The 7,274-nt window shown below is 68.1% G+C and carries 6 protein-coding genes; 5 read left to right on the forward strand and 1 reads right to left on the reverse strand.

The genetic code is table 11. From position 1 onward, the window contains the following. Positions 1–316 precede the first annotated feature (316 nt). The 5 genes from WKI94_RS11065 to WKI94_RS11085 all read left to right on the forward strand — a co-directional run bounded on the left by WKI94_RS11065 (position 317) and on the right by WKI94_RS11085 (position 6,211). Complete coding sequence (locus WKI94_RS11065) at positions 317–1,372, forward strand: ABC transporter substrate-binding protein (protein ID WP_337845790.1); 1,056 nt, start codon at positions 317–319, stop codon at positions 1,370–1,372. 4 nt (positions 1,373–1,376) lie between these two features. Then, positions 1,377–3,080: an iron ABC transporter permease gene (locus tag WKI94_RS11070; RefSeq protein WP_337845791.1), complete on the forward strand. Its 1,704-nt coding sequence runs from the start codon at positions 1,377–1,379 to the stop codon at positions 3,078–3,080. Positions 3,081–3,175: 95 nt separating this feature from the next. After that, complete coding sequence (locus WKI94_RS11075; RefSeq protein ID WP_337845792.1) at positions 3,176–4,222, forward strand: ABC transporter ATP-binding protein; 1,047 nt, start codon at positions 3,176–3,178, stop codon at positions 4,220–4,222. A gap of 34 nt (positions 4,223–4,256) precedes the next feature. Further along, entirely contained in the window at positions 4,257–5,606 is a 1,350-nt protein-coding gene (locus WKI94_RS11080) for an ATP-binding protein (protein ID WP_337845793.1), read from the forward strand. Beyond that, the gene (locus WKI94_RS11085; RefSeq protein ID WP_337845794.1) at positions 5,552–6,211 is read left to right on the forward strand and encodes a response regulator; all 660 of its coding nucleotides are present in this window, start codon (positions 5,552–5,554) and stop codon (positions 6,209–6,211) included. Before WKI94_RS11080 ends, WKI94_RS11085 begins: the two co-directional genes overlap by 55 nt. Positions 6,212–6,254: 43 nt before the next feature. Here the strand turns inward: WKI94_RS11085 and WKI94_RS11090 are convergent. After that, positions 6,255–7,274 (reverse strand): N-acetylglucosamine-6-phosphate deacetylase (locus WKI94_RS11090; protein WP_337845795.1); only part of this gene is annotated, 1,020 nt, incomplete at its 5' end.

Consider the following 7,274-nt stretch of genomic DNA (forward strand, 5'->3'; position numbering starts at 1 on the left):
ATCCCCCCCCGCCGAAGGCGGTGAGGCCCACATAGAAGAAGGCGCCAAGGAGCCTAAACAGGGACACCCCTTGGGAGGGAAGGCGCGCCTGTTCCCTGGACGTTCTCCTCATGGCACGAGCTTACCTCGCGCGGCTTGCTACCCTTTGGGGGTATTTTGGCAGTGGGAAGGGCCTCTTTCCCAGTCCTTGTGCCCCCAGGAACCAGCGGGAAAAAAACGTAACCGGCCTTGCCTGAGAAGAAGGTCCCGCCTATAGTGTCCCCTGTTAAACCCACGTGGGAGGTGGATGGGAATGTGGAGGAAACTTTGGGGTCCTTTGGTTCTGCTCGCAGGCGTCTTGGCCTTGGCCCAGCAGACTAAGCCGGCTTCCGACCCCGCCGTGGTGGAGGGGGCCAAGAAGGAAGGGAGGCTGATCATCTACTCCTCTACGGACCAGTCCAGCGCCCAAGCCCTCCTGGACGATTTTCGGCGCCTCTACCCCTTTATCCAGATAGAATACAATGATCTTGGTACCCAGGCCATTTACGACCGCTTCGTCAGCGAGACGGCTGCGGGGGCTAGGAGCGCGGACCTCCTTTGGTCTAGCGCCATGGAGCTCCAGGTGAAGCTGGCTGTGGACGGGTACGCCCTGCCTTACGATTCCCCGGAAGCCAGGAACTGGCCGGCCAACTCGCGTTTGGAGAACCTGGCCTATGGCGTCACCCTGGAGCCCGCCGTCGTGGTGTACAACCGGCGTTTCCTCAAGCCTGAGGAGGTCCCCACCACCCGGGAGGGCCTGGCCCGCCTCCTTCAGGAGCCCAGGATGCGGGGCCGGGTGGCCACCTGGGACCCCGAGCGGAGCGCGGTGGGGTTTACCATCCTCAAGGCCGACTCCGACCGCCACCCCGCCTTCCAAGACCTGGCCCGAGCCTTTGGGCGGGCCCAGGTTGCCCTTTACTCCTCCACAGGGGCGGCCTTTGAGAAGGTCATTTCCGGTGAGCACTACCTGGCGTACGGCTTCTTCGGTTCCTACGCCCTCCTGCGCCAGCGCACGGTGAAGGACCTGGGCATCGTCTACCTCACCGACGGCACGGTGGCCATCCAAAGGGTGGCGCTCATCAGCAAACGGGCTGCCCATCCCAATGCCGCCAAGCTCTTCCTGGACTACCTCCTCTCCTTGCGGGGGCAGAACCTCATGGCCTACACCGCCCTGATCTTCGCCCGTCGGGAGACGGTGGTGGGGGAGGCCACGCCCCAGGCCCTGTACCGGGCGGTGGGCGGCAAGGATAAGGTCTACGCCATCCCGGTGTCCCGCGAGATCCTGAAAAACCTGGACCCGTCGGAACGGATGCGCTTCCTCACCTTCTGGCGCCAGGCGGTGCGGGGGCAGTAGAAGGATGGTCACCCGGGTGGGTAGGCTTTCCCAAAGCGTTGTGGCCTGGCCGGTGGCCCTCCTTACGGCCCTGGTAGGGGCCATGGTCCTCGCTCCTATTGGGATTCTCCTGTACCAGAGCCTTCTTACCGCCCCTTTTTTCGCCCCGGTGAAGTCCTTTGCCCTCGAGGCCTACCGGTACATCCTGCACGACCCCTATTTCTTTGAGGCCTTGAGGAACTCCCTCTTCATCGGCCTGGGGATGGTTTTGGTGGCCGTACCCCTGGGTAGCCTCTTCGCCTTCTTGGTGACCAAGACCGACCTGCCCCTGGCGCGCCTTTTTGAGCTCCTCCTCCTTGCCCCCATCTTCATTTCCCCCATTATCCTGGGCATAGGGTTTATCGTGGCCTTCGGCCCCTCGGGGTTGGTTTCCGGGTGGGTGGAGGGGGTCTTGGGGCGGGTGCCTTGGACCATCTACACCCTGCCTGCCATCGCGGTGATCGCCGGCCTTACCCACGTACCTTACGTTTACCTTTACGTGGCCAGCACCATCCAGAACGTGGACGCCTCCTTGGAAGAGGCCGCCCGGGTGGCGGGGGCTAGGCCCTACCGGGTGGCCCTCTCCGTGACCCTGCCCCTGGTGCGCCCCGCTTTGGTCTACAGCGGGGCGCTCATGCTCCTCTTGGGGTTTGAGCTCTTTGGCCTCCCCTTGGTCCTGGGGGATGCCAAGGGGATCATGGTGGTCACCACCTACCTTTACCGCCTTACGGCCATCACGGGCACCTCCGCCTATCACCTCATGGCGGCGGTGAGCGTGGCCATCGTTTTGGTGGCCCTGGCCCTCGTCCTCCTCCAGCGCTACCTGGTGGGTCGCATGGAAGGGCGGTACGTGGCCATAGGTGCCCGGGGGTACCGCACGGAAAAGCTTCCCCTGGGGCGCCTGCGCTACGTGTGGGCCCTGATCCTGGCCCTCTACCTTTTGGTGGCGGTGATCCTTCCGGTTCTGGGCGTGGTCTTCCGGAGCCTGGTGGCCAGCTGGGGCCCAGGGGTGGACCTGAGGGAGGTCTTCACCCTGGGCCACTACGCGGAGGTCTTCAAGTTGCCCAACCTTAGCCGGGCGGTGACCAACACCCTGGTCGTGGCCACCTTGGGAGGAGTAACCGCCTTGGCCTTTTACCTCCTCGTGGCCCTGGGCATCCAGCGGGGGCGGGGTTGGGGCCGGGCGCTGGACTACCTGGCGGGGTTGCCCCGGGCGGTGCCCGGGTTGGTCATGGGGCTGGCTTTCCTCTGGATCTTCCTTTTCTTCAAGCCTCTGGCCCCCATCCGAACCACCCTCCTCAGCCTGATCCTGGCCTACACCGTGGTCTGGATGCCCTACGGGGTCCGGCTCCTCACCGCGGCCCTGGTGCAGGTGGGGCGGGAGGTGGAGGAGGCGGCCCGCATCGCCGGGGCTTCCGCCCTCCGCGCTTTCCTGGACGGCACCCTGCCCCTTCTTAGGGGGGGAATCCTGACCGCTTGGTTTCTCCTGTTCATCCAGTTCGTGCGGGAATACTCCACGGGGGTGTACCTCCTCACCGCGGGGACAGAGGTCTTGGGTGCCCAGATCGTGGCCTTGTGGGGTACAGGGGCGGTGGACGTCATCGCCGCCTTGGCCACCTTGCAGGTCCTCATCGTGAGCGCGGTCTTTCTGCTGGCCAACCGGCTTGGGGTACGCCCCCAAGGCTTGTGAGGTGAAGAGTGTTCGGCAAGGGCTTTTCGCGGCGCGAAGAAAGGGAGCCCATGGGAAGGGGGAACGTAGGGGATTCGGCTGGGGTTTCCTTGAGGGTGGAAGGCCTGGAGGTGCGGCTTGGGGAAAACCTGGTCCTTCAGGGGGTGGACCTGAGCGTGGTCCCGGGGGAGATCGTGGCCCTCCTTGGGCCTTCAGGATCGGGCAAGACCACGCTGCTCCGGTCTGTGGCGGGCCTGGTCCGGCCCACAGGGGGACGGATCCTCCTGGGCGAGGAGGTCTTCTTTGACGGTGCGCGCGGGGTCTTCCTTCCCCCAGAGCGGCGCAACCTGGGCCTCGTTTTCCAGTCCTACGCCCTTTGGCCTCACCGCACGGTGTTTGAGAACGTGGCCTACGGTCTAAGGCTACGCCGAATTCCCGAAAAGGAGGTCAGGGAGCGGGTCCTGGCCCTTCTGGACCGTCTGGGGCTCACCGGCTTGGAGCGCCGGTACCCCGGGGCCCTTTCAGGGGGGCAGCAGCAACGGGTCTCCTTGGCCCGGGCCTTGGCCTACGACCCCAAGCTCCTCCTTCTGGACGAGCCCCTTTCCAACCTAGACGCCAAGCTCCGGGACCAGGCCCGGGTCTGGCTCAGGGAAACCCTGAAGGCCACGGGGAAGGCTGCCCTTTTCGTCACCCACGACCAGGGGGAGGCCATGGCCATCGCCGACCGCATCGCCCTCCTCAACGAGGGCCGGATCGAGCAGGTGGGCACCCCGGAGGAGCTTTACCGCAACCCCAGGACCCTCTTCGTGGCCGACTTTCTGGGCAACCCCAACGTGGTGGAGGTCCTGGTGGTAGGCCTAGAAGGGGAGATGGCCCGGGTGGAGCTGGTAGGGTTCACCCTCCGGGCCCGGGCCATGGGTTCCCTGACCCCGGGGCGGCTGGCCCGGCTGGTCCTGCGCCCTGAGGTCCTCCACCCCGCCCTCCCGGGGGAGGCCAACTTCCTGGAGGGGGATCTGGCCCACAGCCTTTACCTGGGAAGCCAGTACGAGCACTGGGTCCGGGTGGGGGAGGTCCTCCTCCGCTTCACCAGCCTGGGGCCCGTGGGGGACCCCCGCCCTCGCCTGGCCTTTGATCCCGGGGAAGCCCTGGTCTACCCTTCCTAGGGGCGGGGCCGGGGCCGCAAGGGATAATGCGGCCATGGCCCGTGCCCTTTTGCTCCCGCTTTTCCTGCTCCTCCTGGTCCTTTGGGCCTTTTGGGGATGGGAGGCCAACCGGCACCTGGCAGGCCTCCTTTTGGGAGAGGCCAGGGCCCTTCTTGAGGCCGCCGCCCGCGTGGAGGACCCCAGGGCCTTGGAGGGGTTGGGGGTGCACCTCACCCCCCGGCCCCGGGAGCCCGCTCCCCTTCTGGGGGAGGTGGGGGAGAGGGTGGCCCTGGGCCTGGGGGGCCTCGAGGTCTGGGCGGCCCGGCCCGGGCCCCGGGGAGCCTGGGAGCTTGAGGGAACCTACCCCCTTTACCGGCCCAGCCTCCTCCTTCCCCTTTTGGCCGGCATGGGCACTCTCCTTTGGGCCAGGGCCCGAGTGCTGGGCTGGGTCCGCCGCCGCCTCGGCCTGCCCTTGGCCGAGGCGGTCCAGCGGCTTGGAGCCTTGGAGGCGGCCTTCCAGGTCCTGGAGGAGGGGGTGGCGGTTCTGGCGGAGGGGGAGGTGGTCTTCCTCAACCCCAGGGCCCTGAGCCTCCTGGGCCTACCCCCAGGGGCCCTGACCCCCCTTCCCCTGCACCGGGTGTGGCCGGCGCTGGAGGCCAAGGGGGCTTGGAGGATGGGAGAGGATCTCCTGCCCCTTCCCACCGGCCGGCCCGCCCGGGTGCGGCTGGGGGCCGTGGGGCGCTACCGGGTGGTGGTTTTCCAGGAGCAGGCCGAGATCATCCGCCTGGCCGAGGGCTTCACCCAAAGCCGTAGGCACCTGGAGCTCCTCCGGGCACAAGCCCACGAGTTCCAGAACCTCCTCCACGCGGTAGGGGGGCTTTTGGAGCTTGGGCGGACCGAGGAGGCCCTGCGGCTTGTCCAGGGTGAGCTGGCTGCGGAGGCGGAGCTTTCCTCCCTCCTGGGCCAGGTGGAGCTTCCCATTCTGGCGGCCCTTCTCCTCGGCAAGGTGCGCCGCGCCCGGGAACGGGGGGTGGCCCTCCGGCTGGAGGGGGTCCTGCCGGCCCGCTACGCCCCCATGGGGGAGGTGCTGGCCTCCGTGGTGGGCAACCTCCTGGAGAACGCCTTGGAGGCTGCCCCCAAGCCGGGGGGAGAGGTGAGGCTGATCTTCCGTTTGGAGGAGGGCCTGGTGGTGGAGGTTTGGGACAACGGTCCGGGGCTTCCCCCAGGGGAGGAAGCCCTCTTCCTTCCCGGGGTCAGCGGCCGGGGGGCTGGGCGGGGGTACGGCCTGGCTTTGGCCCGGGCCCAGGCGCGCTCCCTGGGGGGCGAGCTGGGCTACCATAGGGAGGAAGGATGGACCGTATTCCGGGCCTTCTTTCCGGAGCCTCTGAGCGGGCGCTCATCGTAGAGGACGACCCCCGGGTGGCCTCCCTCCATCGGGCTTTTTTGGAGGCGGAGGGCCTGAAGGTGGTGGGGGTGGCGGAGAGCCTCGAGGCCGCCCTGGAGGCCCTGGACCTGGGCCCCGATCTGGTCCTTTTGGACCTTTACCTGCCGGACGGCCACGGCCTGGACCTGCTCCCGGCCTTAGGGGGTCTGTACACCGTGGTGATCACCGCGGCCAAGGACGTGCCCACGGTGGAACGGGCCCTCCTGGGCGGGGCCATGGACTACATCGTGAAGCCCTTTGGCCGGGCCCGGCTTCGGGAGGCCTTGGCCCGGTACCGGGCCTTTCGGAGCCTGAGGGCCAAGGAGCGGGTTTCCCAGGAGGACCTGGACCGCTTTCTCGCCCGTAGGCGGATCCAGAAGGGCCTGGACCCCCAGACCTCAGAGCGCATCCTGTTTTGCCTGCGCGAGGGGGAAAAGACCGTGGAGGAGGTGGCGACAGCCCTTGGCCTTTCCCGGGTCACCGCCTGGCGCTACCTGGAGGCCCTCCGCCTCGAGGGGCGCGTGCGGGCGGAACCCGTCCACGGGGGCCCGGGGCGGCCCTCCCGGGTGTACCGCCTGGAAGGCTGAAGGGGCCGTACCAGGCGTTTGGGAGTGGCGGGTGGACCCCCGCTCACCTCCGGACCCTACGCCCCCCTAGGTAGACCTCCAAAAGCCCTCCCTTCCATAGGAGGAAGTCCGCAGGGCGGCCCACCTCCAGGCTGTGCGCAAGCCCCAGGTAGGCCGCGGGGCGGAGGCTCGTCATTGCCAGGGCCTCCTCCAGGGAAAAGCCGAACTCCAAAAGGCGCCCGAAGGCCCGGTCCATGGTAAGGGTGCTCCCCGCCAAGCCCTCCCCCAGCCACACCCCTTCCCCCCGCTTCTCCACCCGGTGGGCCCCCAAGGGGTAGGTACCGTCGGGCATGCCGGCGGCGGCCACCGCGTCCGTGACCGCATAGAGGCCAGGGACCAGGCGGTGGGCCAGGCGGAGGAGGGCGGGGTGGACGTGGAGGCCATCGGGGATGACCTCCGCCCAAAGGCCCCGCTCAAAGGCGGCCCCCAGGGGGCCGGGGGCGCGGTGGTGCAGGGGGGGCATGGCGTTGAAGAGGTGGGTAAAGCCCGAAGCCCCCCGTTCCAGGGCCTTCAGGGTTTCCCCGTAACCCGCCTCCGTGTGCCCGATCTGGACCCGCACCCCTCTCTCCACCAGGTAGGGGATGGCCCAGTCCATTCCGGGGAGTTCCGGGGCGAGGGTTACGACGCGCACCCCTCGGAAGGCCAAGAGGGCCTTAAGCTCCTCCCGGCTAGGGGGCCTGGCGTAGGGCGGCTGGGCCCCAAGACGCTGGGGGGAGATGAAGGGGCCCTCCAGGTGCACCCCAAGAAGGCGGGCCTCCCCCGGCCCTGGGCGGGCCATCACCTTTTGGGCCGCCTCCAGCACCTTTAGGAGGTCCTCCAAGGGGGCGGTCACCGTGGTGGCCAGGAGGGCCGTGGTCCCGTGGCGCAGGTGGAAGGCGAGAAGGGCCCGGATCCCCTCTTCCCCCTCCATGGCCTCCCGTCCCCCGCCCCCGTGGACGTGGAGGTCTATGAAGCCCGGCAGGACCCAAGGGGCCTCGAGGTCCGGGGGGCCCACCGCCTCCAGGCCCTCTATCCGCTCCGAAAA

This window comes from Thermus sp. (assembly GCF_037444525.1).
GTDB lineage: Bacteria > Deinococcota > Deinococci > Deinococcales > Thermaceae > Thermus.

What these genes read in the sequence shown, in the direction of transcription:
- WKI94_RS11070 (WP_337845791.1), top strand. Translation starts at nt 1,377, where the DNA reads ATGGTCACCCGGGTGGGTAGGCTTTCCCAAAGCGTTGTGGCCTGGCCG.
- WKI94_RS11080 (WP_337845793.1), top strand. Translation starts at nt 4,257, where the DNA reads ATGGCCCGTGCCCTTTTGCTCCCGCTTTTCCTGCTCCTCCTGGTCCTT.
- WKI94_RS11085 (WP_337845794.1), top strand. Translation starts at nt 5,552, where the DNA reads ATGGACCGTATTCCGGGCCTTCTTTCCGGAGCCTCTGAGCGGGCGCTC.